The 24,377-nt window shown below is 64.2% G+C and carries 26 protein-coding genes and 1 tRNA gene; 18 read left to right on the top strand and 9 right to left on the bottom strand.

Annotation, left to right across the window (positions count from 1 at the left end; genetic code table 11):
- Positions 1 to 35: 35 nt before the first annotated feature.
- On the top strand, positions 36 to 251 hold the full coding sequence (locus tag AV929_RS08975) for a ribbon-helix-helix domain-containing protein (RefSeq protein ID WP_004517946.1): 216 nt from the start codon (positions 36 to 38) through the stop codon (positions 249 to 251).
- A gap of 71 nt (positions 252 to 322) precedes the next feature.
- Positions 323 to 604 (top strand): UPF0058 family protein, encoded by a 282-nt coding sequence (locus AV929_RS08970; protein ID WP_004517945.1) that lies wholly within the window; start codon positions 323 to 325, stop codon positions 602 to 604.
- Positions 605 to 683: 79 nt separating this feature from the next.
- Here the strand turns inward: AV929_RS08970 and AV929_RS08965 are convergent, their stop codons facing one another.
- On the bottom strand, positions 684 to 1,202 hold the full coding sequence (locus AV929_RS08965) for an Lrp/AsnC family transcriptional regulator (protein ID WP_008309246.1): 519 nt from the start codon (positions 1,200 to 1,202) through the stop codon (positions 684 to 686).
- A gap of 149 nt (positions 1,203 to 1,351) precedes the next feature.
- On the bottom strand, positions 1,352 to 2,209 hold the full coding sequence (locus AV929_RS08960; RefSeq protein ID WP_080510066.1) for an enoyl-CoA hydratase/isomerase family protein: 858 nt from the start codon (positions 2,207 to 2,209) through the stop codon (positions 1,352 to 1,354).
- Positions 2,210 to 2,252: 43 nt separating this feature from the next.
- Here AV929_RS08960 and AV929_RS08955 point away from each other — a divergent pair, with 43 nt between their 5' ends.
- The 3 genes from AV929_RS08955 to AV929_RS08945 all read left to right on the top strand — a co-directional run bounded on the left by AV929_RS08955 (position 2,253) and on the right by AV929_RS08945 (position 6,000).
- Positions 2,253 to 3,650, top strand: coding sequence for a deoxyribodipyrimidine photo-lyase (locus AV929_RS08955; protein WP_064288029.1), 1,398 nt, complete (start codon positions 2,253 to 2,255; stop codon positions 3,648 to 3,650).
- A gap of 182 nt (positions 3,651 to 3,832) precedes the next feature.
- Positions 3,833 to 4,444: a superoxide dismutase gene (gene sod / locus AV929_RS08950; RefSeq protein ID WP_008309249.1), complete on the top strand. Its 612-nt coding sequence runs from the start codon at positions 3,833 to 3,835 to the stop codon at positions 4,442 to 4,444.
- A 188-nt stretch (positions 4,445 to 4,632) separates the two neighbouring features.
- The gene (locus AV929_RS08945) at positions 4,633 to 6,000 is read left to right on the top strand and encodes an ABC transporter substrate-binding protein (protein WP_064288028.1); all 1,368 of its coding nucleotides are present in this window, start codon (positions 4,633 to 4,635) and stop codon (positions 5,998 to 6,000) included.
- Positions 6,001 to 6,024: 24 nt separating this feature from the next.
- Here AV929_RS08945 and AV929_RS08940 read toward each other — a convergent pair whose 3' ends face one another.
- Genes AV929_RS08940 through AV929_RS08925 form a run of 4 tightly spaced genes read right to left on the bottom strand, consistent with a single transcriptional unit; the run spans position 6,025 to position 9,995 of the window.
- A complete protein-coding gene (locus AV929_RS08940; protein ID WP_050007101.1) occupies positions 6,025 to 6,780 on the bottom strand; it encodes an ABC transporter ATP-binding protein in 756 nt (251 codons plus the stop codon).
- Entirely contained in the window at positions 6,777 to 7,607 is an 831-nt protein-coding gene (locus AV929_RS08935) for an ABC transporter ATP-binding protein (protein ID WP_064288027.1), read from the bottom strand. The genes AV929_RS08940 and AV929_RS08935 overlap by 4 nt, the downstream gene beginning before the upstream one ends.
- Positions 7,600 to 8,883 carry a branched-chain amino acid ABC transporter permease gene (locus AV929_RS08930; protein ID WP_064288026.1) on the bottom strand — a complete coding sequence of 428 codons (1,284 nt, stop codon included), beginning with the start codon at positions 8,881 to 8,883 and terminating at the stop codon, positions 7,600 to 7,602. Before AV929_RS08930 ends, AV929_RS08935 begins: the two co-directional genes overlap by 8 nt.
- Positions 8,880 to 9,995, bottom strand: a complete 1,116-nt coding sequence (locus AV929_RS08925) for a branched-chain amino acid ABC transporter permease (protein ID WP_014040303.1) — start codon at positions 9,993 to 9,995, stop codon at positions 8,880 to 8,882. The genes AV929_RS08930 and AV929_RS08925 overlap by 4 nt, the downstream gene beginning before the upstream one ends.
- Before the next feature lie 319 nt (positions 9,996 to 10,314).
- On the opposite strand from AV929_RS08925, the gene AV929_RS08920 reads away from it, so the two are divergent.
- From AV929_RS08920 to AV929_RS08875, 10 genes are all read left to right on the top strand, one after another.
- Positions 10,315 to 11,529: a hypothetical protein gene (locus AV929_RS08920; RefSeq protein ID WP_064288025.1), complete on the top strand. Its 1,215-nt coding sequence runs from the start codon at positions 10,315 to 10,317 to the stop codon at positions 11,527 to 11,529.
- A gap of 140 nt (positions 11,530 to 11,669) precedes the next feature.
- A tRNA-Glu gene (locus AV929_RS08915) sits at positions 11,670 to 11,744 on the top strand.
- A gap of 80 nt (positions 11,745 to 11,824) precedes the next feature.
- Entirely contained in the window at positions 11,825 to 12,520 is a 696-nt protein-coding gene (locus AV929_RS08910) for a molybdopterin-binding protein (RefSeq protein ID WP_064288024.1), read from the top strand.
- Positions 12,521 to 12,716: 196 nt separating this feature from the next.
- On the top strand, positions 12,717 to 13,787 hold the full coding sequence (locus AV929_RS08905; RefSeq protein ID WP_064288023.1) for an ATP-NAD kinase family protein: 1,071 nt from the start codon (positions 12,717 to 12,719) through the stop codon (positions 13,785 to 13,787).
- A gap of 106 nt (positions 13,788 to 13,893) precedes the next feature.
- Positions 13,894 to 14,928: a phosphate uptake regulator PhoU gene (locus AV929_RS08900; RefSeq protein ID WP_064288022.1), complete on the top strand. Its 1,035-nt coding sequence runs from the start codon at positions 13,894 to 13,896 to the stop codon at positions 14,926 to 14,928.
- A gap of 81 nt (positions 14,929 to 15,009) precedes the next feature.
- Positions 15,010 to 15,213: a hypothetical protein gene (locus tag AV929_RS08895; protein WP_004961543.1), complete on the top strand. Its 204-nt coding sequence runs from the start codon at positions 15,010 to 15,012 to the stop codon at positions 15,211 to 15,213.
- A 64-nt stretch (positions 15,214 to 15,277) separates the two neighbouring features.
- Positions 15,278 to 15,505, top strand: coding sequence for a hypothetical protein (locus AV929_RS08890; RefSeq protein WP_004592831.1), 228 nt, complete (start codon positions 15,278 to 15,280; stop codon positions 15,503 to 15,505).
- Positions 15,506 to 15,572: 67 nt separating this feature from the next.
- Entirely contained in the window at positions 15,573 to 16,004 is a 432-nt protein-coding gene (locus AV929_RS08885; RefSeq protein ID WP_008309269.1) for an SRPBCC family protein, read from the top strand.
- The gene (locus tag AV929_RS08880; RefSeq protein WP_064288021.1) at positions 16,001 to 16,819 is read left to right on the top strand and encodes a carbon-nitrogen family hydrolase; all 819 of its coding nucleotides are present in this window, start codon (positions 16,001 to 16,003) and stop codon (positions 16,817 to 16,819) included. Before AV929_RS08885 ends, AV929_RS08880 begins: the two co-directional genes overlap by 4 nt.
- A gap of 78 nt (positions 16,820 to 16,897) precedes the next feature.
- Complete coding sequence (locus AV929_RS08875; RefSeq protein ID WP_064288020.1) at positions 16,898 to 17,917, top strand: DUF4349 domain-containing protein; 1,020 nt, start codon at positions 16,898 to 16,900, stop codon at positions 17,915 to 17,917.
- Between the two features lie 255 nt (positions 17,918 to 18,172).
- Here the strand turns inward: AV929_RS08875 and AV929_RS08870 are convergent, their stop codons facing one another.
- Positions 18,173 to 20,290, bottom strand: coding sequence for a CDC48 family AAA ATPase (locus AV929_RS08870; protein ID WP_064288019.1), 2,118 nt, complete (start codon positions 20,288 to 20,290; stop codon positions 18,173 to 18,175).
- 85 nt (positions 20,291 to 20,375) lie between these two features.
- On the opposite strand from AV929_RS08870, the gene AV929_RS22790 reads away from it, so the two are divergent.
- Positions 20,376 to 20,510 carry a hypothetical protein gene (locus tag AV929_RS22790; protein WP_004517924.1) on the top strand — a complete coding sequence of 45 codons (135 nt, stop codon included), beginning with the start codon at positions 20,376 to 20,378 and terminating at the stop codon, positions 20,508 to 20,510.
- Positions 20,511 to 20,551: 41 nt separating this feature from the next.
- Here AV929_RS22790 and AV929_RS08865 read toward each other — a convergent pair whose 3' ends face one another.
- Positions 20,552 to 20,977: a DUF5796 family protein gene (locus tag AV929_RS08865; protein ID WP_050038025.1), complete on the bottom strand. Its 426-nt coding sequence runs from the start codon at positions 20,975 to 20,977 to the stop codon at positions 20,552 to 20,554.
- A 121-nt stretch (positions 20,978 to 21,098) separates the two neighbouring features.
- Here AV929_RS08865 and AV929_RS08860 point away from each other — a divergent pair, with 121 nt between their 5' ends.
- Together AV929_RS08860 and AV929_RS08855 are read left to right on the top strand one after the other, a co-directional pair.
- Positions 21,099 to 22,643 (top strand): alkaline phosphatase family protein, encoded by a 1,545-nt coding sequence (locus AV929_RS08860; RefSeq protein WP_064288018.1) that lies wholly within the window; start codon positions 21,099 to 21,101, stop codon positions 22,641 to 22,643.
- A gap of 76 nt (positions 22,644 to 22,719) precedes the next feature.
- Positions 22,720 to 23,250 carry an Rrf2 family transcriptional regulator gene (locus AV929_RS08855; protein WP_023843253.1) on the top strand — a complete coding sequence of 177 codons (531 nt, stop codon included), beginning with the start codon at positions 22,720 to 22,722 and terminating at the stop codon, positions 23,248 to 23,250.
- A gap of 36 nt (positions 23,251 to 23,286) precedes the next feature.
- Here the strand turns inward: AV929_RS08855 and AV929_RS08850 are convergent, their stop codons facing one another.
- Positions 23,287 to 24,237, bottom strand: a complete 951-nt coding sequence (locus AV929_RS08850) for a zinc-dependent metalloprotease (protein ID WP_014040293.1) — start codon at positions 24,235 to 24,237, stop codon at positions 23,287 to 23,289.
- Positions 24,238 to 24,377: the final 140 nt, after the last annotated feature.

Below are 24,377 nucleotides of genomic sequence, written 5' to 3'. Positions count from 1 at the left end.
TTAAATAGGGCATAGTCGAAGCCCCCTATGTTGCGATGCCTAAGGTAGAGATCAATATCCCGGAACACCTGGAGATGCAGATCGCGCAGCTCGTCGAGAAAGGCGAGTTCCTCAACCGCGAGGAAGCCATCGAGGACCTCCTGTCGACCGGGCTCAAGGCGTACAAAACCTCCGGACCACAGGACGAAGACGAGGAGCCAGGGTTCGAAGAAGACGGCATGATGGGCCACGACGACGAGTACGTCTTCTGAAAATACGGGCGTGAGCGTCTGGTATCCCTTCTCAAGCAATTCTTATGGACGTGCCACCGCATACTGTAGCTATGCACAAAGACGAGCTTCTCGAGCTACACGAGCAGATGGTGACGATCATGGAGTACTTCCGCGACGACATGGACTCGGTCGATCCGGACCTGTTCGACGCGTATCAGGAACTCGACGTGCGGCCATCGGACGTACACAAGTCAAAAAGCGAGCACAAACACGCCGTGTTCGTGCTCGGGAACTCCCTGGCGACGGCGATGAGCGAAGACGAGTTCTCGGACGCGGGCCGGGTCAGCAAGCGGATGAAGGAACTGGCCGAGGACGCCGAGCGGAAACTGTAAGTACGACGCTATCGAGTCGCAGTCTCTCTCGTCTTTATTTCGGCTGTCTTCCCTTGGTTACGATCGCTCTCCCCCTTGGTTACGACCGCTCTCCGTCGAGTTCGGTGAACAGCTCCGGGTCCGTCTTGAATTTCAGGACGTTGTGGACGACTGAGTTCCGGATGTTCTGAATCACGTCGCCGTGGTCCTTGTAGAAGTCGTGTATCCAGCGGGATTCGGCCGTCCGACTCGGGAACATCATCACTGACTTCCACTGATATTCGCCGTCGGAGAGGAAGTAAAACAGCGTGTGTCGGTCGTCGCGGATGGCGACCATCGCGTCGTGCCAGGAGTCGGCGAAATGCTCGGGGTTGAACTTGAACTCGAACAGCGCGAAATTGAACAGTTCCTCGTTCGGGACGATTGTCTCCCGGAAGACGCCCGCGGCGCGCATCTCCCGGATCGATTCGCTGACCGTCACATGGGACACGTCGATGCCGTACTCGGACTCCAGCAAGTCCGCAAGCTCGCGGGACGACCGCTGTGGGTCCGCCGAGAGTTCGCGCAGAATGTACATGTCCCGCTCGCTGAACTCCCAGTCCGGGGGGTCGTCGGTCATGCTACAGTCGCCCTCCACTTGTGGGTGAAAGAGCGGGTAGTCGTGGTTCCGGTCGATGCTCGGTCCGGTGTGAGATGGATCGTAGCTGGCATCTGTCTTTCCGGTGGTGGCCGGGTGGACCAGTCCTGACGCTGGTCACAGCAATCAGTTTACTGACCCGTGAACTCCGGGTCACGTTTCTCGACGAACGCGGTTGCGCCCTCCTCGTGGTCGTCGGTCGTGAAAGCGACGCCCTGTGCGGTGGCTTCGTTTTCGAGTGCCTGTTCCAGCGAACTGTCCAGACTCCGGTTGACCAGCCGCTTGGCGTGGCCGAGCGCGACCGTCGGTCCAGCGGCGATGTCCGCGACGAGTTCCGAAAACTCCGATTCGAACGTCTCCGCGTCGAACACCCGGGTAAACAGCCCGAGTTTTCCGGCCGCCTCGGCGTCCAGCAGTTCGCCGGTAAACAGCAGTTCCTTGGCCTTGTTCGGGCCGACGATTCGCGGAAGGAAATAGGAGACGCCGGAGTCACTCGCCAGTCCGACCTGGCGGAAGCCGAAGCCGATCTGGCCGGCAGTGCTCGCAACCTGTATATCACAGGCCAGCGCAAGTCCCGCACCGGCACCGAAGGCGGGGCCGTCGATTTTCGCGACGACCGGGAGGGGACAGCTGTGGACGGTCCGGATCGCTTCGTGGAGCGACGAGACCACCAGTTCGACTTGTGCGGCCGGTGGTCGGTCGTGCTTCACTCCCTGTAGCATTGCATTGATGTCCCCGCCGGCACAGAACGCCGGTCCCGCGCCCTCCAGTACGACACACCGGGCGTCGCTGTCGGTCACCGATTCGAACTGGGCAGTGAGTGCTTCGGCCAACTCCGCCGACAGAGCGTTTCGCGACTCCGGCTGGTTCAGCGTCACTGTGGCAATCCCGTCGTCGACAGACAGCGTCACTGTCGCATCTTCCATGTGGTGGCTCTCGACCGGCGGAAAGATAACAGTGGTGTCCGTCAGCGCCTGCCAGACCAACATCGTTGGGCAGTACCTTTTGCCCGGGCTAGTCCGTGTACTAGGTATGCGCCTGCACTGGCATCGCCGTGACCTCCGGGCGACGGACAACGCCGGCCTCGCCGCGGCGGCCCCGTCCGACCCCGTTGTCCCGGTGTTCGTCTTCGACAGGGACGTTCTTGACCACGCCGGCCCGCCCCGGGTCGCGTTCATGTTGGACGCGCTCGACAGTTTGCGCGAGTGGTACCGCGACCGCGGCAGTGACCTCGTCGTTGCCGAGGGCGACCCCACGGCCGTCCTGCCGGACCTCGCAGCCGAGTACGGCGCAGAGAAAGTCACCTGGGGCAAAGACTACTCCGGGCTCGCACGAGAGCGCGACGCAGTGGTCCGGCAAGCGCTCGACGACGCCGACGTGGCCCGCGAGGCCGTCCAGAACGCTGTGTTGCACGAACCGGGCGAGATTACGACGAACGACGGCGACCCCTACAGCGTCTTCACCTACTTCGGTCGGAAGTGGCACGACCGAGAGAAAGCGACTCCCTACGAACCCCCGCCAGCCGACGAACTGGCTGATGTCGACGGCGACGCGCTCCCGACACTGGCCGACCTCGGCTTCGAAGAGCCAGAAGCGGACGTGCCCGCGGCGGGGACCGACGAAGCACGCGCTCTGCTCGATGACTTCCTCGCCGAGAACGTCTACGAGTACGATGAGCGCCGGGACTTCCCGGCCGACGAGTGCACCTCGCGGCTCTCGGCTCACCTGAAATTCGGGACCATCGGCATCCGCGAAGTGTACGACCGCACCGAGGACGCCAAAGAGGGGACTGGCGGTGACCGACGGGAGTCAGTCCGGGAGTTCCAGTCCCAGCTAGCCTGGCGGGAGTTCTACACGCAGGTGCTGTTCGCCCACCCGCACGTCGTCAGTTCGAACTACAAGTCCTACGAGAACCCTATCGAGTGGGAAAACGACGAAGAGCTGTTGCAGGCCTGGAAGGACGGCGAGACGGGCTATCCCATCGTCGACGCCGGCATGCGACAGCTCCGGGAAGAGGCGTACATGCACAACCGCGTCCGGATGATCGTCGCCTCCTTTCTCACCAAGGACCTGCTCATCGACTGGCGGCACGGCTACGAGTGGTTCCGGGAGAAACTGGTCGACCACGACACGGCCAACGACAACGGCGGCTGGCAGTGGGCGGCCTCCACAGGGACCGACGCTCAGCCCTACTTCCGTATTTTCAATCCGATGACACAGGGCGAAGACTACGACCCGGACGCCGAGTACATCAAGGAATACGTCCCGGAGCTACGGGGCGCTGCGCCGGAAATTATCCACGACTGGAACGACTGCTCGCTCACACAGCGGCGCAACGCCGCGCCGGAGTATCCGGACCCCGTTGTCGACCACAGCAAGCGCCGCGAACAGGCCCTGGAGATGTTCGAGCGGGCCAGGGGTGACGACTAGGATGGGAACATTCTGCTGTGCTGGACTCTTCTGAACACTTACACCAGCGCCGGAGCCGATATGTGGCAGTGCAACAACGGACAGTTACGGTCCCGTCCCGCTGTCCTTGTAGAGTGATACCAAATGCCTCCTAAACGTTTAACAGGCAGCCGCGCGACACGTATTGATGGAGGCGTTTTCATATGCCCGAACATTCCAATCCCGAACTGCCACCGCTCCCGTACGACTACGACGCGCTGGAGCCACACATCTCCGAGCAGGTGCTCACCTGGCACCACGACACCCATCACCAGGGGTACGTAAACGGCCTCGAATCGGCCGAGGAGACGCTCGCCGAGAACCGCGAATCCGGTGACTTCGGTTCGAGCGCGGCCGCGATGGGCAACGTCACCCACAACGGCTGTGGACACTATCTCCACACGCTGTTCTGGGAGAACATGGACCCCAACGGCGGCGGTGAGCCGGAAGGCGAACTTCTCGACCGCATCGAGGAGGACTTCGGCTCCTACGAAGGCTGGAAGGGCGAGTTCGAAGCCGCCGCATCAGCCGCCGGCGGCTGGGCGCTGCTCGTGTACGACCCCGTTGCCAAGCAACTGCGCAACGTGCCGGTCGACAAACACGACCAGGGCGCGCTCTGGGGCTCCCATCCAATCCTCGCGCTCGACGTCTGGGAGCACTCCTACTACTACGACTACGGCCCCGCTCGCGGCGACTTCATCGACGCCTTCTTCGAGGTTGTCGACTGGGACAAGGCCGCTGAAGAGTACGACAAGGTCGTCGGCCGCGTCGAATAAGGGGCGACACTCGACGTTTTTTCGCGGATGTGCTGAGAGTCCAAGCGACGTCTGGGCCGATAGCGGTTTCTCCGGCGTTAATATCTAACGTCACCGACAAAAAATATCGGCGTGACTGGAGCAGACTACGGAACAGCAAGGTTACGGGAGGATATAGTTTTATAAGATGTGAATCAGTGGTAAGTGGTATGAGTCGCGATACCAATCGGCGAGCGTTCATGAAGCGCACTGGGGCGATAGGCACCGTGGGTCTGCTTGGTGGGTTGGCAGGCTGTTCAACCGAACAGACTGACGGTGGCGGCGGCGACGGCGGTGATGGTGGGATGACCGGTACCGGGACCGACTCGGGTGGCGACAGCGGCCCGGAATCGCCGGACGTGCTGATGGTCGTCGGCTATCCACAGAGCGGTGTGCAACTGTTCAAGGACTTCTACGCCGACTACGGCGACGACGCTGCTGACATCCTCGTCACCGACGGACTGCAGGACGGCGAGCTACCGAGTAACGTCGGCGACGATATGTCAAACGTCCGCGGCACGGCCCCGTCGGCGGCCGGTCCCGGAGTCGATACGTTCACGGAGCAGTTCACCTCCGAGTTCGATTACGACGAGGCCGGCGTGTTCACATCACAGGCCTACGATGCGACAGCGGTCCAGATTCTCGCCAACCTGCTGGCCGGGGAAAACGACGGACAGGCCGTCCGAGATCATATGCGTGTCGTCGCCAATCCGGGCGGCGACACGTACGGCCCCTCCGAACTGCCAGCGGCCGTCGAAGCGGCCGCCGCGGGCGAGAACATTCAGTACGAGGGGGCTTCGAGCGCGGTCGACTTCGACGAAAACGGGGACATGGCCTCGGCGCAGTACCAGGTCTTCGGCTTTCAGGACGGTGGGGGCGTCGATACGCTCAACACCGTCGACTTCGACGCGGGCGACGACATCCCGCAGCCGGAACCGAACGGCTCCGGGAGCGACCCCGGACGAACGGTCCGGTTCGGTGTGCTGATGCCCGAGACCGGCGATCTCGGGCCGCTCGGCAGGCCGATCCGCGATGGGGCGATCCTCCCGGCCCTGCAACTCGAAGGCGAGGTCGACTTCGAGTTCGATTACCAGGTCGGTGACACCCAGACCCAGGCACAGGCGGGCATCGACGCGGCCAACTCCCTCGTCAGCGATGGATATCCGTCGATTACCGGAGCGGCCAGCTCCGAAACGTCGATACAGGTCGCCAGAAATGTGCTCGTCGACAGTGGTGTCGTCGGCTGTTCGCCAGCGTCCACGTCGCCGACGATTACCGACCTCGAAGACAACGACTACATGTTCCGCACCCCGCCCAGCGACGCGCTGCAGGGACAGGTCCTGGCACAAGTCGGCGTGGACGAACTCGGTGCCGAGACCGCATCGACGCTGTACGTGAACAACAGCTACGGCCAGGCACTGCAGGAGGCGTTCGCCGGCGCGTTCGAAGCAGAAGGCGGGACCATCGTCAACCAGGTCGGCTTCGAGCAACAGCAGTCCTCCTACACGTCCGAAATCAACAGCGCGATGAACCAGTAACGGGGCCGCAACCGCTGTCCTGTTTTATCCGCCGAGGAAGTCCTGTCGCACCTGCTCGTCGTTGAGGAGAACCGTCCCCTCGTCCTCGTAGCGGTTCTGTCCCTGGACGAGGACGTAGCCCCGGTCACACCGCCGGAGCGCCTCCTTGGCGTTTTGCTCGACCATCAGAATCGCCGTGCCGTCGTCGTTGATGCGGTCGATACGGTCGAACATATCGTCGACGAGGTCCGGGGCCAGCCCGGCGGAAGGCTCGTCGAGCAACAGCAGGTCAGGGTCGAGCATCAGCGCCCGCCCCATGGCGAGCATCTGCTGTTGGCCGCCCGACAGCGTCCCGGCCGACTGTTCGGACCGCTCTCGGAGGATGGGGAACCGCTCGTACACGTCCTCGATGCGGTCTTCTGGGACTTCATCGAGGATGTACGCGCCCATTTCGAGGTTCTCGCGCACGCTCAGCGAGCCGAACACGTTGCCGGTCTGGGGGACGTAGCTGATCCCCTCGTAAATGATTTCGTCGGGATTGCGCCGGCTGATGTCGGTCCCGTCGAAGATGACGTCCCCGCCCATGTACGTCGTCAGGCCGAAGACAGATTTCATCACCGTCGACTTGCCGGCTCCGTTCGGGCCGACAATGACGACGTACTCGCCGTCCGCAACGTCCATGTGGACGTCGCTGAGGACCTGCAGGTCGCCGTAGCCTGCATCGAGGTTCCGGATGGCGAGGAGTCGCTCGGCTGGGTCAGGGAGCGTGACAGCCTCGGACTCCGTCGCGCGCTGGCTCATACGTCACCTCCCAGATACGCCTCCAGTACCCGCTCGTCCGACGTGATAGTCTCGGCGTCCCCTTCGGCGAGGACGCTCCCCTGGTGCATGACGATGATGTGTTCGCAGTTGTTCATGATGACGTCCATGTCGTGTTCGACGAGCAGGAAGGTCAGCCCCTGCTCCCGGCGGAGTTCGTGAATCCGCTCCAGCAGTTTCTCCTCCAGCGTCGGGTTGACGCCGGCCAGCGGCTCGTCCAGCAGAATCATCTCGGGGTCGGTCATCAGGACCCGCGCCATCTCCAGCAGTTTCCGCTGACCACCGGAGAGATTGCCGGCGTTCTCGTGGGCGAGGTGGTCGATCTCGAAGAACTCCAGCGTCTCCCACGCGCGGTCCCGGACGGCCTCCTCGCTTCTGATGACATCGCCGCGCAGTCCCGGCGTCACCGAGCGAACGACGGATTCTCCGACTTGTCCACCCGGTGCGAGCATCACGTTCTCCAGGACCGTCATCTCGGACAGTTCACGGGCGATCTGGAACGTCCGGACCAGTCCCTGGTTTGCGAGTGTGTACGGCGGGAGCCCGGTAATGTTCTGGCCGTCGAAGGTGACCCGGCCACCAGTTGGCTCGTGAATGCCGGTGATACAGTTGAACGTCGTCGACTTGCCAGCCCCGTTCGGGCCGATGAGGCCGGTGAGCGACCCCTCTGCCACGGAGAATGTCGCCCCGTCGACCGCGACGACGCCGCCGAACTCCTTGCGGAGGCCGTCGACTACGAGCAGGGGAGAGTCGATAGTGTCGCTCGTGACGGCCGTTTCCCGTTGCTCTGCGACGTCGGGCTCACTCATCGGCCTCACCTCCGGACCCGGACTGCGGTCTGTCCAGACTCACGCTCGTTGCGGGTTCGTTCCGGTGGCCGAGCAGCCCGTCTGGCTGGTTCTGGATGATGTATATCAGGACGACGCCGATGAGCACGAACCGGAGCGTGCTGACGTTGCTAATGGTGTATGCGAGGAGGGGGAGCGGGTCAAGTGACGCGAACCCGGCGACCGCGTCGACGATGTTGCCGGGTGCGCGAGTGCCGCCCAGCGAGACGTTCTCCCCCAGCCGCGCCGGCAGATAGAACAGCAGTCCGGAGAACGTCGCCGCCCCGACGATACTGCCGGTGTTGGACCCGGAGCCGCCGATGATGAGGGCCGCGAACACGTAGAACGTGATCGTCGGTCTGAACTGCTGGGGGCTGACGTAGCCCGCCTGTCCGCGGAACAGGACGCCGGCCAGCCCCATCAGCGCGCAGCCGATCATGAACGTCTTGATTTTGAACTGGCGGGTATCCTTGCCGAGTGACTGAGTCACGGTTTCGTCCTCGCGGATCGCCTTCAGCACGCGACCGAACGGCGAGTTCGTGATGCGGGCGAGCACCCAGTAGCTCCCGGCCACGACCAGCAGGAGGAGTATTCCGTACGTGAGATTCGCCAGGTTCGGCCCGGAGACGCCGACGCCCTCCGCGGCGGTTACGATCGGCTGCCCGACGCCGTTGATGAGCGTCGCCGCCACGTCGTTCGCGGACTTGAACGAGATGCCGGTCGCGCCGCCGGTGCCGACCGGCACCCCGAACAGTGAGAACTCGGCGAGGCCGCTCCAGTTGACGACAAGTCGGATTATCTCCGAGAACGCGACTGTCACGATAGCGAGGTAGTCCGCTTTCAGTCTGAGCGCCGGGAGCGCCGCAAGACCGCCGACGATAGCGGCCATAACCATACCGCCGATGAGGCCGACCCACAGCGGGAGGCCGAGCCCAGGGACCGCCCCGGCGGCCGGGTCAGTTGGCGCAGTGAGAACCGCCGTGGTGTACGCGCCGACGGCCATGAACCCCGCAATGCCGATATTGAACAGGCCGGTGTACCCCCACTGGAGATTCAGTGCCAGCGCGAGGATGGCGTAGCCGCCGATGAGCACGGTCACACTGCCGACGAAGCCAGCGGCGAGGTTCGCCCAGTTCGCCCCGCCGACAGCGATTGCCAGCACGAGCATGACGGCCCAAATACTGGCGATGAAAGCGATGACCAGACCCACGTCAGGGAGCGCGTCTAGACGGTCTCGGACAGTGTCAACAGTACTCATGCTGTCGACACCCCCCCGAAGATACCGGACGGGCGCAACAGCAAGACGACGATGAGCACCAGAAACGCGGAGGCTCGCGTCAGCCCGGACGGGAGCCAAATAAGGGCCAGACTATCGACCAGCCCGATGAGGATGCCGCCAGCCATCGCCCCGTATATCGAGCCGATACCGCCGACGATAACAGCGGCGAAGATGAGCAGGAGGAGAATCCAGCCGAAGTTGAACGATATCGTGCCGCTTTCCAGCACGAGCAGGTAGCCACCGATGCCCGCCAGACCGCCACCGAGAATCCAGGTGAGCCGGATCACGCGCTCGGTCGGAATCCCGGTCACGCGTGCGAGGTCCTCGTTGTCGGCCATCGCCCGCATCGCTTTGCCGAGCTTCGTCCGCTGTAGCAGCAGGTGGACGCCGAGCATCAACAGGAGCGACACCACCAGGAGGGTGATTTCGTTGTCGGTGACCGAGATCATCGAGAACACCGTCACTCGGAGCCCGCCGCTTGCGACCCCGCTGGTCTGTGTTCCGAAGACGAACGCGATGAGGTATCGCAATGCGAGTGCGACACCGATTGACGCGATCAGCAAGGAGATGTTGTCCGTATCGCGCATGGGGCGATAGGTGAGTCGGTCGATAAGTAACACGATACCGATTGACCCGACCCCGGCGACGACGAGACCGAGAAGCACCGGAACGAACGTCGAAACGGTGCTCAACTGCCGTCCAGAGTTGAGCATGAACAGTTCTGCGATCGGGGCACCGGTCCCGAGACCGGCGGTGATGTACGCGGCGACCCACCCCAGGAACGCCCCCACCGTCACTGTGTCCCCGTGTGCGAAGTTGGCGAAGTCGAGGATACTGTACGTCATCGACAGGCCGATTCCGGCGAGGCCGACCGCCAGTCCGACGAGCAGTCCGTCCACCACCATCGAGAGCAACGAGCCCACGGTGAGGGACCCCCCCAGTAACCTGGTCCCGAGGAAGAACACGGTTGTCCCAGCGAGCTTTGCAACTAAATCCAGCAAGAGGAAGCCACTTACGGCGGCCACCACCGCTGCCCCCGGCCGGTCACCCATCACCACGCGGCCGTCTCTTGCGAACTCAGCAATTCCCATAGGTTACCGTTCGTTGGACCCTCCTGTCTAAATAACCCACCGGAAATTCGTGCGAAATAACCGTGTAGAAGCCAGGACACCGCTGTCAAAACAGGAATCGCCCCCTCCCATGGTCGCGTGTCAAGCGAGAGATTAGTGATACCACGGTACAGACTGGCGAATAGAGCCACTTCGAACCCAGCGCGGATCATGAATTCGAGCGCCCGCAGAGCGCGCGCCACCAGTTTCGGTCACCACCGCTTCGAGTCGTACCCGTACCGAGAAATCACCGGACACCGGCAGGATACTGGCTGAGAACGGTGCTATTCACAGCGCTTTTATGCGGTCCATCGATGATATACGACAGATGGTACGCCTGGTCGTCGCCAGTCTCGTGCTGGTTCTCCTGCTGGGGAGCGGTGCCGCGCCGCTGGCGATGTCACAGCCGGCCGACGAGAGCGTCGGCGTCCAGACGCCCGACAGGTTCGACCGGACGACGTTCCAGGTCACGCTGTATCAGAACGGGTCAGCCGAGTGGGCAATCGTCCACAGGACCCCGCTCGAAAACGACACCGACCAACAGCAGTTCGAGGAGTTCGCCGAGGCGTTCGAGCAGACGGAGCAACCGCTGTACCAGAATTTCGTCGAGCAGTCGACGCTGCTGACACAGTACGGGACGAACGTGACTGGCCGGAACATGAGTGCGACCAACTACGACCGGTCGGCATCGGTCGACCCGCTCCAGAACACCGGCACGGTTCGGATGTCGTTCCGCTGGCATAACTTCGCTGTCGTCGAGGGCGACTCCATCGTGGTCAGCGACGTGTTCGACGGCGGGTTCTACATCGGGTCGAGCCAGTCGTTCGTCTTCGAGCGCGGCCCCGAACTGGCATTCGTCAATGTCAAGCCGGAACCTGACTCACAGAGTACCCCGGACTCGCTCAAAAACAGCGAGAGCGTTACGTGGAACGGCGAGCAGTCGTTCAACGACCGCCGGCCCTACGTGGAACTGCAACCGCGCGAAACCGGGCAGAGCGCTGGTGCTGAGCAGCGCACCACGGCTGGCGGTGATACACCTTCCGAGGCCGCCGGTGGGCCGTCGTGGATGCTCCCGGCCGCCATCGTCGGTCTCATTGTCGTTGCTGGCGGTGTGGCCGCGTGGCGGTCCGGCGCACTGGGACAGGTCCTGGGAACCGACGACGACGAACCGCCCGCTGCGTCACCGTCGGGCGCTACGGACGCGGAGCAGTCGTCGACGGCTCCGCCGGGCGAGACGGCGGCGGCCGCCGACACAGCAGACGAACCGGCCGTCCCCGACGAGGAACTGCTCACCGACAGCGACCGCGTCCGCAAACTGCTGGAGGAGAACGGCGGCAGAATGAAGCAGGTCGACATCGTCGACAGCACCGACTGGTCGAAGTCGAAGGTGAGCATGCTCCTCTCGGACATGGAGGACGACGGCGACATCTCGAAGCTCAGAGTCGGCCGCGAGAACATCATCAGCCTCGCCGGTCAGGAGCCCGACGCCGCTGGCTCGCCGTTCGACGACGAGTGAGACTGCCGGCTGTACGTCTGTACAGAACTCTGCCACTGTGAATACCGTGCCATAGTTACAGCCAACAGTATGAGGAACCAACACAGGGCGGGGCCGAAACGCAATGATTATACGTATCTCCTCGCTACGAATTTGTGTACGCTCCGTTGGTGTAGTCCGGCCAATCATATCACCCTCTCACGGTGATGACTAGGGTTCAAATCCCTGACGGAGCATTTCTCTGCGATTCGACGGATACACAGTTACCACGTTCTGTGACCGACAGTATTTGTGTCTCCCAGTCCAACCGGGCGGTATGCGCGTCGCGGTAGTCACCGTCGGAGACGAACTGCTCAGTGGCGAGACGGTCAACACGAACGCCGCGTGGCTGGGACAACAGCTCGCAGAGCGTGGCGTCACTGTCGGCCGGACGACGGTCGTCCCCGACGAGATATCGGATATCGCCCGCGTGGTCAACGAGTACCACGCGGAGTTCGACGCCGTCATCGTCACCGGCGGCCTTGGACCGACGCACGACGACAAAACCATCGAAGCCGTCGCCGCGGCGTTCGGCCGGGACGTCGTCGAGAGCGAGGACGCCATCGCGTGGCTGGAGGAACACGGCGGCTACACGCGCGACGACCTGACCGACGGAACCGGCGAGGTGCTGGAGGGGTCCCGTGTCCTGCCAAACCACGAGGGCGTCGCGCCCGGCTGTGTCGTCGAGAGCTGTTACGTCTTACCGGGCGTGCCGGCCGAGATGAAGCGGATGTTCGAGGAGATTGCGGGTGAGTTCGCCGGCGAGCAGCGGTACGTTCGCACCGTCGACGCCGATGAGCCCGAGAGCGCGCTGCTGGATCGACTGGCGGAGGTACAGGAGCAGTTCCCGGTCAAGGTCGGAAGCTATCCCGGCGACCACGTAACCGTCCGGTTCGAGGGAACAGAGGAGGAGCTAGTCGAGGACGCGGCCGCGTGGTTCGGCGAACGCGTCGAGTCACCGACGGCGGAGTGACTACCGGTAGAGGTGGTTCAGCCAGAGAAACGTCAGGAGCAGGCCACCGAGCGTGATGACCGCGCCGGACGCGTTGATGATCCCTGTCTGAACGCCGCTCTGGAGTAGGACTGACATAGCTGTGCGTTCTTCGTGGGGTGGCTTGAAAGGCACGCTCCCGGGCCCCTTTTGCCGCGGGGTCGCCAAGAGGAAGCGAATGCGACGAATCGGTGTCGTGGTCAACCCCATCGCCGGGATGGGCGGCCGCGTCGGCCTCAAGGGCACTGACGGGAAAGTCGCGGAGGCGCGCCGCCGCGGCGCGGAGCAACGCGCACCGGATCGCGCACGGACTGCGCTGGAATCACTCGCCGAGGTGGAGACGGACGTGGAACTGCTCACGTACGGCGATCCGATGGGGGAGGGTATCGCTCGTGCGGCAGGGTTCGACCCGGCGGTGGTCGGCTCCCCGGCGACTCCCGACGAGACGACCAGCGAGGACACCCGAGCTGCGGTCCGGGCGTTCGCCGAGGCGGATGTGGACGCGATCCTGTTCGTCGGCGGCGACGGCACAGCCGTCGACGTGGCGACGACCCTCGACGACCTGGACGCCGACATCCCGATTCTGGGCGTCCCGGCGGGCGTCAAGGTGTACTCCTCCGTGTTCGGCGTGTCGCCGCGAGCGGCCGGGCGCATCGTGGCCCGCTTTTCCGAGACGGAGCGTGCGGAGGTCAACGATATCGACGAGGACGCCTTCAGAGGCGGGGAAGTGGTCACTGAACTACGGGCTGTCGCGACGGTCCCCGTTGCCGACCAGCGCCAGTCGGCCAAGCAGTTGGGCGGCGGCAGCGTCGAGTCCCTCGCCGAGAGTCTGGCCAACGCCGTCGAAACGGGCGTCACGTACGTCCTTGGTCCGGGGAGCACTGTCGGCGCTATCAAGGAACACCTGGGATTCGACGGGACGACGCTCGGCGTGGACGTGTGGCGCGACGGAGAGGTGCTTGCCCGTGACGCCGCCGAGTCAGACATTCTCGACGCCCTCGGCGACCGAAACGTCATCGTGGTTTCGCCCATCGGTGGGCAGGGGTTCGTGTTCGGCCGGGGGAATCAGCAACTGTCACCGGCGGTCATCAGGCAGTGTGACCTCGAAGTCGTCGCCTCGCGGCGGAAACTGGACGGTATCGGGACGCTCCGGGTCGACACCGGTGACTCGGACCTCGACGAGGAACTGCGCGGCTGGCTGCGGGTCCGCATCGGCCGTCACGAGCGCCGACTCGTCGAAGTCGTCTAATCTGTATGGGCCTCCCCAGCCGAGAGACGTAAGCCATGATATATCGGCTCCGGTATTTTATCATGTATAGTCAAGATTAAGGTATCTCACGCCCCACAAAGGACATATGGAAACTCGGAAAGTCCAGCGATTGGGGCCGTCGACGCTCGCGATGACGTTGCCGGCGGAGTGGGCCAGTGCGCACGACGTCGAAAAGGGCGACGAGGTGTCGCTACGGATGGGCGGCAAAGGCACGCTGACAGTCATGCCCGAGTCCGTCCAGACCGAGGAATCAGAGGCTATCATCCACGCAGAGAACCTCGATGCCGCGTCTGTCGAGCGGGCCATCGTCGCCCAGTACGTGCTCGGACGGCGCGTCATCCACGTCGAAGCCCCGGAAGGCGAGACGCTGGAATCCTCTCACATTAACGCCGTCTACAACGCCGAAACCCAACTGATGGGCCTCGGCGTCATCGAGGAGACGCCGGACAGAATCGCGATTCGCTGCTCCGTCGACCCGGAGGACTTCACGCTCAACAACCTCCTCGAACGGCTGGAATCCACCGGCTCGACGATGCGAAACGAGGCGGTGAAATCCCTCGCCCACGGCAACCCCGACCTCGCTCAGCGGGCGCTCAACCGCGAGCGACAGGCCAACAAGATATTCGTCCTGCTGCTACGGCTCATCTTCACGGCCTACCAGAACCCCAACCTCGCGCGGGCCATCGGCCTCAACGACGGCTTCCCGCTCATCGGCTACCGCTCGATTGCGAAGAACCTCGAACTGACGGCGGACAACGCCGAGGACATCGCCGAAATCGCGCTGGAGACCGAGGACCACTCCCTCAACGTCGACAGTTCGACGATGCGCCGCATCCGCGAGTTCACCGACCAGGTCAACGATATCACCGAACTCGCGGTCCAGGCGGCCGTCGACCGCAACTACGACACCGCGATTCAGGTCCGAGAGCTGTACAAGGACATCGGCGACAAGGAACACGAGATCCTCGACGACCTGCCGGGGATGGACAACGAGGCGCTGCTGGAAGTGCGTGAAGTGCTCGTCAGCCTCCAGCAGACGGCCGAGTTCGCGGTCCGGAGCGCCGAGATCGCGACGAACCTCGCGCTCAACGAGGAGTCCGAACACACGACCATCGAATAGCGCTTTCGACACCAGCCCGAATGAACTAAGTGGGCAACACCGAAAGCCTCGTACATGAGTTCCAAGGCGTCCAAAAGCGACATGGGGACGGGTCTGGCCCTGCTGTTCGGGCTCGTCTCGGTCGGCGCGGCCGTGGTCACAGCAACCAACAGCTACAACTACGCGATTCTGCACGCACAGGAACTTGAGACCGGGAATCTTCTCGTGACATCCGGCGGCGCGTTCGGGCTTGCAATGCTGGCCGCGGCCGTGGCTATCGTGGCGATTCACGCCTACGACGCCTGACGCCTGGTATCAGCGGAGAGACTGTGAAGGGAACCGTTAAAAACGCTGAGACCTAGTCTCTAGTATGGCCGATTACAGCGAGGAAGACCGACGCATTCTCGAATATCTCCGGGACAGCGTCTCGCGTGGAGAGAGCTACTTCCGCGCGAAGAACATCGCTGAGCAGCTCGGCCTCTCGTCGAAGCAAGTGGGAGCGCGGCTGCCACGCTTAGCTGAGGAGGCCGACGAAGTCGAGATCGAGAAGTGGGGACGGGCACGGTCGACGACGTGGCGCGTCACACCGACGGGATAGCCGCTGCCGGGTTTTACGCACTGCGACAATCGGTGGATTCATCGGCCAGTAGTCCCGAGTACCTTCCATGACTGTCCGGGCCGAGCGAACGATGACTGTGCCGGCCACACCGGAGCGTGTCTGGGAATTCATCACCGACCCGGATAAACGGGCCCGGCCGATCAGCGTCGTCACAGACTGGGAAGTCATCGACGACACACACGCGAACTGGTCGATAGAACTCCCGATTCCGGTTGTCAGCCAGACGATGACGGTGAAAACCGAGGACGTCGAACAGCGCCGCCCGGAGTACGCCCGCTTCATCGGTCGCTCGAAAGTGATGACCGTCCAGGGCGAACACGAACTCGAAGAGACGGCCGACGGCGGCACGAAACTGACCAACCGGTTCATCGTCGACGGCAAGCTCCCGGGCGTCGAGCGGTTCTTCAAGCGGAACCTCGACGACGAGATGCAGAACCTCGAACAGGCGCTGCGGGACGACCTCGAAGTCGAAGCATGAGACTCACGCTTGCCCAGATAGACGTGTCGTCGGACTCGGTGGCAGAGAACGTCGGCCGCGCGACGACCGCCATCAGGGACGCGGCCGCGGACGGCGCGGACCTCGTCGTGCTCCCGGAACTGTTCAACGTCGGCTACTTCGCGTTCGACCGCTACGCCCGCGAAGCAGAGGGGCTGGAGGGCGAGACACTCACCCGAATCCGCGGCGTCGCCGCGGACAACGACGTGGCGGTGCTCGCCGGAAGTATCGTCGAGGACCTCGAAGCCAGCGCCGACAGCGGCTTCGACACGCCGGCCCCGGAGGGGATGGCGAACACCGCCGTGTTCTTCGACCGCGACGGGGAGCGACAGGCGGTGTACCGCAAACATCACCTGTTCGGCTACGACTCGGCGGAGTCCCAACTGCTCGAAGCCGGCCGGAGGATTCCGACCCTCGACTTCGAGGGGTTCACCGTCGGCATTACCACCTGCTACGACCTCCGGTTCCCAGAGCTGTACCGCCATCTCGTCGACGAGGGGGTGACGCTGACGCTCGTCCCGAGCGCGTGGCCCTATCCCCGCGTCGAGCACTGGAAGCTGTTCGGCCGCGCTCGGGCCGTCGAAAACCAGCTGTACGTCGCCGCCGCGAACGGCGTCGGACAGTTCGAGGACGCGGAACTGCTGGGTCGGTCGACGGTGTACGACCCGTGGGGAACGACGCTCGCAAGCGCCGACGACCACCCGGCACTGGTAACTGCCACTCTCGACCCGGCTCGCGTCGACCAGGTCCGCGAGGAGTTCCCGGCGCTTGCGGACCGCCGGACGGACTGGCCGTAACTGCAGTCGCTGTTTTACAAAAAGCGGTTTTTGAGCGTTCGCCGTCGTTATGCCGCTTTCAGGACGAGTACGACCCGTATGGCTTCGCGAATCAGGGTCCTCGCTGTCGTCGGTCTCCTCCTCCTTGCCGGCTGTACCGGTATGGGTGGGAGCGGCGATGCGGGCGAGGCACAGGGCGGCGGTGACGGCGCACAGATGTCCAGCGGCGACGGCGGGTCGAGCCAACCCGTCGAAGCGGACTCCGAGGCGAACGCCGCGGATAGCGGGAATATTCAGGCCGGCGACGCGGCGGCTGACCGGGCCATCATCCGCAACGGTCGGATGGTGGTCGAAGTGGAGAACTACTCCACGACAGCCGACGCAATCGCTGCTCGGGCGCGCACGTCCGGCGGGTACGTGAGCGACTCCAACCGCGAACTCCACCGCAGCGACGGCGAGGCGTGGTACACCGGGTACATCGTGGTCAGAGTGCCAAGCGAGGAGTACGAACCGACGCAGTCGATGGTGAGCGAGCAGGGGACGGTGCGCTCCGAGGAAACGACCACGAAAGACGTGACCGACAAACTGGTCGACCTCGAAGCGCGGCTAACCAACCTCCGGGAGCGCCGCGACCGACTGCGGACCTTCTACGAGCAGGCAAACAGCACGGCGGAACTGCTCCGCATCGAAGAGGAACTCTCGTCGGTCCAGAGCGACATCGAACGCCTCGAAGCACAGAAGCGCTCGCTCGAACAGCGGGTCGCCTACTCGACGCTGCGCGTCGAGATTCACGAGCCAGCGCCCGAGCCGTCGGCCCAGCAAGTGCCGTACCACGAGCGGTCGCTTGTCGCTGCGTTCCTCTCGTCAGTGACCGACGTGTACGTGTTCACTCGTGGGCTGCTGGTGACCGCCGCGAGTCTCGCTCCGTGGCTCGTCGTCCTCGCCGTCCCAGTCGTCGGTGGCCGACGGCTCCTTCGCGGTCGGTCGGTCCCGCTGCTGGGCCGACGTGGCGCGTCGGAACCCGCCACAGAAGACAGTGCCGGTGGAGGCGAAAGCGACGCCCCACAGCAGGAATCCACTGAGGAATCGGACATGGAGTCGCCAGACAGGGACGCGTAGCCGGAACCGAACACCGGGCCTTTTTTGCGTGTGCACTCGCTACGAGTAGCTGCCGGCAAGGCGCTTTTCACGTCGATGCCGGCGCTAACGCCCGTCTCGCTGCTCGGCCACTCGGCGTCGCTCGTCCGCCAAGGCTGTCCGGACAGCCTTTTCACTCCTCTCCCGGAGTCGATCCTTTCGCCTCTCCTCGTCTTTCGGATACTATCGATCTAAAACGTCCACTCAGCAGCTACTGCGACGAAGATATCCTGCGAGCTACCGCGTCCGTTCCCGCTCCAGCGCTTCACCGAAGTGTTCTGGCGTGATCTCCACTTCGTCGGCGTTCTCGGTGGCCTCTTCCGGCCCGTAGGCGGACGCCACCTCACGGATGGCCAGCATCGACGCTTCGCGGACGACGGCCTCCAGTTCTGCACCCGAGAAGCCGTCGGTCTCCTCGGCGAGGTCCCTCATATCGGTGTCATCAGCGAGCGGCTTTCCGTCGGTGTGGACGGCGAGAATCTCCTCGCGGGCTTCACGGTCGGGGTTCGGGACCTCGACGTGCTGTTCGAGGCGACCCGGTCGCAGGAGCGCATCGTCGATCATGTCCCGGCGGTTAGTCGCAGCCAGTACGACCAGATTGGGGTTCTCGGTGATGCCGTCAAGTTCAGCGAGTAGCTGGGAGACGACGCGCTCGGTGACTTCGTTGCCCTGACCGCGGTGGCTGGCGATGGCGTCGATCTCGTCGAGGAAGATGATGCTCGGCGCGGTCTGGCGGGCGCGCTCGAACAGTTCCCGGACCGCCTCCTCGCTCTCGCCGACGTAGCGGTCCATGATTTCGGGGCCGGCGACGTGGATGAAGTTCACGTCGCTCTCGCCAGCGACGGCCCGAGCCAGCAGCGTCTTGCCTGTCCCCGGCGGGCCGTACAGCAGGATGCCGCTCGGCGGGTCGGTGTTGGTCGCGGTGAACAGCTCAGTGTACGACAGCGGCCACTCGATGGCCTCCGTCAGCGTCTGCTTGACCTCGGACAGCCCGCCCACGTCGTCGAAGGTCGCCGTCGGCGACTCGGCGACGTACTCCCGCATCGCGCTGGGGTCGACGGTGGCGAGCGCGGTCTCGAAGTCGTCCTGATGGACGTCGCCGTCGTCGCGGTCGGCCCGGAGCGCGGCCATTGCGGCCTCGGTGGTCAGCGACGCGAGGTCCGCCCCGACGAAGCCGTGGGTCTGTGCGGCGATGCGGTCGAGGTCCACGTCGTCGTGCAGCGGCATATCCCGCGTGTGGACGTCCATAATCTCGCGGCGACCGTGCTCGCCGGGCACACCGATCTCGATTTCGCGGTCGAAGCGTCCGCCCCGGCGCAGCGCCGGGTCGATGGCGTCGACGCGGTTCGTCGCCCCGATGACGACGACCCGGCCCCGGTCTTCGAGGCCGTCCATCAGCGTGAGCAACTGGGCGACGACCCGGTTCTCCATGTCGGCGTCCTCGTCGCGGGAGCCGGCGATGGAGTCGATTTCGTCGACGAAGAGGATAGCCGGTGCGTTCGCTTCCGCTTTCTCGAAGGCCTCGCGTAGGCGTTCCTCGCTCTCGCCCTTGTACTTGGAGACGATTTCGGGGCCGGAGATGGTATCGAAGTAGGCGTCGACCTCGTTTGCCACCGCTCGCGCGATGAGGGTCTTCCCCGTCCCGGGCGGGCCGTGCAGGAGGACGCCGCTGGGCGGGTCGATACCCAGACGGCGGAACTCCTCGGGCTCCGAGAGGGGCATCTCTATCATTTCACGGATACGATCCAGTTCCTCGTCGAGGCCGCCGATGTCCTCGTAGCTCACCCCCGATTCCGTCTCGGCGGTCGGTGTGTTCGCCGTTGTTGCCTCACCGGACGACGACTGGCCCGCATCGCTGCCACCGTCGAGGCCCGGCAGCACAGTCACTGCCGTCGTGCCGGTGACGCGAACCGGCCCCGAGGGAGAGGTCTTGCGAACGAGGAACGTGCCCAGCCCTTCGATGTGGGTCCGCTCGTCGGCCTGGATTATCTGGTCGACCAGCCGCTTCCTGACCAGGCTCTCGTAGTCCTCGCTGCCCGGTATCGGTTCGACCGACTGGACGGCGATCTCAGTGGCCTCGGAGACCGACCCGCTGGTCACTGTAACCGTGTCGCCGATGTTGACCCCGGCGTTCGCTCTGGTGTCTGAATCGATGCGGACGAAGGAGCCGTCGTCGTCCGCGGGCCAGACCTTCACGACGGTTCTGTCGTCGCCTTCGATGATGACGGGCGACCCGCTCAACACCCCGAGTTCGGTCCGTGCGGACTCCGGTAGTCGTGCGATACCGCGCCCGGCGTCGCGCTTGTTCGCACCCTCGACGGTGAGTTCGACACCGGCGTCAGTGGACCCGCTCATGCCGCCTTCTTGCAATCCGACTCCCTTGAGGGTTCCCGTTGTGTTGCGGGAAAATAATATACGGTCGGCCGTCGGAATTTCAGGTATGGTTGTCCAAACCGAGCGAGACGAGGTCACTTGGTACAAGTGCGAGACCTGTGGCCTGATGTTCGACGACCAGAGCGACGCGCGCCAGCACGAGGAGAACTGTGACGACGAAGACCCGTCCTACATCCAGTAGCGGCCCTCGCCCTCGCAGTCACGCCACCCGCACCACAGGCATCACGCCTCGACGATCTCGAAGCTCCGCTCGCCGAGTTCGTCCTCCTCGAAGACGAACACGCGGCCGTTCGTTACGTCGTAGTCCACGTCTACTTCCGTCCGCATCTGATTGTCTCGGACCGTAACACCCGGGAACAGTTCGTCCTCCTCGCCGTCGTCGAGGATGACCCGTCCGACGCCTGTCTCTTCGAGAATATCGTCGTGGGTCCGGAGGTCGTTGACGTACACGAGGATGCCCGACGTCTCCGTCTCGTCGGTAATCAGGACGTGTGTGTCTTTTCCCGGCGCAGTCTGGATACTCCCTTCGACCGCCGTTGGGACGCCGTGATAGAACGCCTGGCGGCCGTCGAGGTACTCCACGACGACGCCGTCCTCGGTCAACTCGACCGAGACGGTGTCCGGTGCGATGTCCGACCGGTTGCTCATACCGGCCCTTCCGGCGGCGCGCTCAAAAGTGACGCGTTGTCCGTTTCAGCCGACCGGTCGGTTCCCAACCCCTTGGACGGGGTGCGAAAGGGACTAGTGACTCGCCTGTCTCCGTCTCACCATGACGAAGACCCTCGTCGTCGGACTCGACGGAGCGAGCTGGGAACTGCTCGACCCGTGGATCGAGGCCGGCGAGCTCCCGAATCTGGCCGCGCTGCGGGACACCGGCACCTGGGCGGGGACGCAGAGCTGTCTGCCGCCGGTGACGTTCCCGAACTGGAAGTGCTACTCCTCGGGCAAAGACCCGGGCGGGTTCGGCGTCTTCTGGTTCGAGAACGTCGACCTCGCCGCGGGCGAGATCAACGTGATGAACGGCGGCGACTACGACACCGCCGAGCTGTGGGACTACCTCAACGACGAGGGGCAGTCGGCCGGTGTCGTCAACATGCCGACGATGTACCCGCCGCGGGACATCGACGACCTCGTCGTCGCCGGGGGTCCGGACGCCGTCGAGGGCGAATACCGGTCGATCAGCTCCGGCTACACCTCGCCGCCGGAACTGGCCGACGAACTCGAATCACGGTTCGATTACAGCGTCCACCCGGACCCGCTGCTGTCCTCGAACGACGAGCGCGGCGCGGAAGTCGAGGCCATTCTGGACCTGCTAGAGAAGCGCTTCGAGGTGGCGACGACGCTCATGGACGAGCGGGACCTCGATTTCGTCCACGTCACGCTGTTCTATCTCAACGTCCTGCATCACTTCTTCTGGGACGACGAGCCGAGCTTGCGTGCGTGGAAGATAGTCGACGAGTGGGTCGGCCGACTCGACGACCGCGAGGACCTGAACCTCGTCCTGATGTCCGACCACGGCTGTGACGCGACCCAGACGGAGTTCTACATCAACGAGTGGCTGGCCGAGAACGGCTACCAGGTCCGGGATACGAGCGTCGACGCCGTGCTCACTCGAATCGGGCTCGACCGCGAGAACCTGCTCGCGGTCGCAAAGCGTGCCGGACTGGTGGACACGCTCGCCCGCGTCGTCCCCGAGTCCATCCAGCAACTCGTCCCGCAGCGCGACGGCGTCAAACGGGACCGCAAGCTCGAAGCCATCGACCTGGAACAGACGAAGGTCGTCGCCAGCGGGCAGGGGCCGGTGTACATCAACCCCCGGTTCGACGTAGAATCGGTCCGTGAGTCGCTCATGGCCGACCTCCGCGAGGTAGAAGACGAGCACGGCCCGCTGTTCACGGACGTCTACAGAGGCGAGGACGTGTACAACGGCCCCTACGTCGACGCCGGCCCGGAGGTCGTCGTCGACCAGCGCCCGGGCGTCCACGTCAACGACGGCATCGGCGGCGGGACCGTCCAGAGCGGCCCCGACCGCTGGGCGGCCGAGAACACGCCCTACGGCATCTTCGCCGCCAGCGGGCCGGACTTCGAGCCGCAGGGCGAACTCGACAGAATCAGCATTCTCGACATCGCGCCGACGGTGCTGGCCGCCCACGGCTGTGCGGTGCCGACGGACATGCGCGGCGAGGTCCTCCCGGTGTTCCCCCAGGACCCCGCTGTCGGCGAGCGTGCCCCACTCAGTATCGAGGACGCCCTCGGAAGCGACGACGGCGACGCCGTCGAAGACCGGCTGAAACAACTGGGATACATGGAGTAGGTCCGTCTATGAGTTCGACCGGCGTTCAAATGAGTGAACCCAATGGGATAAGTAGCCGCTCCCGATACACACCGGTATGGTTAGCATCGATCTGAACAACAGCCAGCGAACAATGCTTACGACGCTGGTAAACAGGTATCAACAGACCGGTGAGGCAGTTACCGGCGAGACAATCGCGGAGGAGATCGACCGGAACCCCGGAACGGTACGGAACCAGATGCAGAGTCTGACCTCGCTGGGACTCGTCGAAGGCATTCCCGGCCCGACGGGCGGGTACAAGCCGACGTCCGAGGCCTTCGACGCAATCGACCGCCAACAGATAGACGAGGCCGAGAGCGTCGTCGTTGCCCACGACTACGAGCGCGTCGACGTCACCGTCGAGGAAATCAACTTCACGAACGTCCACGACCCGGAGAAGTGCCGTGCCCGGTTCCACCTCCAGAGCTCGGTGCAGGACTTCAGCGAGGGACAGGCCGTCATTCTCGGGCCGACGCCAATCTCGAAGCTCGTCGTCGCCGGGACGGTTGTCGCCGTCGACGAATCGAACAGCGAAATCCTCCTCGACGTCGCGAAGATCGAAGCGCCTGTGGAAGAACCGGAGAAATAAGCGGTCCGTGCGGCCACGCGGCGTGTCGTAGCTCTTTCAGGGGTCGACGCGGTCGATCCACAGCGTCGGCGTCTCTATCTCGTCTTCGGTGGGGAGGGTGTCCGGCGAGTCCCAGACGCGCCCGGCCGCAGCGACGCCGCGGGCGTCGGCGACCGTGTCGAAGAACGCCTTCCCGCGCTCGTACTGCTGGCGCTTCATCCCGAGGCCGAGCAGCCGGCGCATGAGCGACGCGATGGGGCCACGCCCCTGCCGGCGCTCGTCGACTTTTCGGCGCAGGTCGTCGTACTCGTCGTCGAAGGCGCGGTCCATCAGCAGTTCCGCGTACCCCTCGACGGCGGTCATCGTGGTGTCGAGTTCGCCCAGCGTCGTCCGGTCGATGTTGCCGTCGGTGAGGTTGTCGATGGCGTCCTCCATCGCCGTTTCGAGGTGGTCGGACAGCCACGGGGCCGCGCCGAACTCCGCCGCGTGGGTGACCTCGTGGAACGCGATCCAGCGGCGGAAGCGGTCCCGCTCGACGTTCAACTGGTCGGCGACCCGATGGATGTTGGGGCGCACGAAGTACAGCGCGTGGGCGTCGTTGTCCGCGAGCAGGACGGGGTCGTACTGACCCAGGACGTTGTTCCCCAGAAACGAGAGCGCAACGGCCATCGATCCGGTGTTGACGACGCGGGCGATGCCGGGGATGTACTCGGCCTGCTGTTCAATCGGCTCCATCACGCGGCTGAACGTGGCGACGTTGGCGTCAATCCAGTGGTGGCGGTTCTGGATCTCGACGGTTTCGGGCAGGTCGAAGGCGAGTTCGCCGACCTCCCGGACGCGATCTCTGGCGTCCCGAACGTCGGTGGCGTAGCCGTCGCGTTCGGGCGTCTCGACGGTGAGGTCGCCCGTGTCCGTCGCGCCCTTCGCGGCGTCGGCGACGGCACTCCAGTCGATGGGGCCGTCACCGGTCGCACCGGCGACAGCCTGAACGCTGTGGTATATTCCCATACGTCTGAAATGTGGCCGGAGAAAATAGGCCTTCTCCCTGTGAAAACGACCACCGGCGTTCGGTTCGTGGCCTTGCTGTGGAGTGGGACGCTGTCCCTTACAGCGGGAGCAAGGCGAAAGCCCACCCCTTCAGGGGTGTG

It is taken from the genome of Haloarcula sp. K1 (genome assembly GCF_001647155.1).
Lineage (GTDB): Archaea > Halobacteriota > Halobacteria > Halobacteriales > Haloarculaceae > Haloarcula > Haloarcula hispanica.
The sequence above is the reverse complement of the archived record's forward strand: the minus strand, read 5'-3'. Positions and strand labels throughout refer to the sequence as shown.